General features: G+C 73.1%; 1 protein-coding gene. It reads left to right on the top strand.

Annotated elements, in window-relative coordinates; genetic code table 11:
- On the top strand, positions 1-305 hold a 305-nt coding region (locus H926_RS28855), incomplete at both ends, for an amidohydrolase family protein (protein WP_043610434.1).

The following is a 305-nucleotide window of genomic DNA, read 5'->3' as shown; positions in this document are numbered from 1 at the left end:
GCCGAGGCGCTAGATGCGATCCGCGCCTATGCCGCGCAGCATCCCGATCGCACCTGGATCACCGGGCGCGGCTGGAACCAGGAGCAATGGGGCCTGAAGGATGGCAGCGGGCACAGCCGCTATCCCACGGCGGCCGAGCTCGATTCGGTGGTGGGCGACCGTCCGGTCTGGCTTGAGCGGGTCGATGGCCACGCCGGCTGGGCCAACAGCGCTGCGCTCAAGGCCGCCGGGATCACCGCCGCCACCAAAGCCCCCGACGGCGGCGCGATCGACCGCCGCCCCGATGGCACGCCGGCCGGGGTGCT

The sequence above is a fragment of the Novosphingobium sp. B-7 genome (genome assembly GCF_000410615.1).
GTDB lineage: Bacteria > Pseudomonadota > Alphaproteobacteria > Sphingomonadales > Sphingomonadaceae > Novosphingobium > Novosphingobium capsulatum.
Note: the sequence above shows the minus strand (reverse complement) of the source record. Positions and strands in the feature narration are given on the sequence as shown.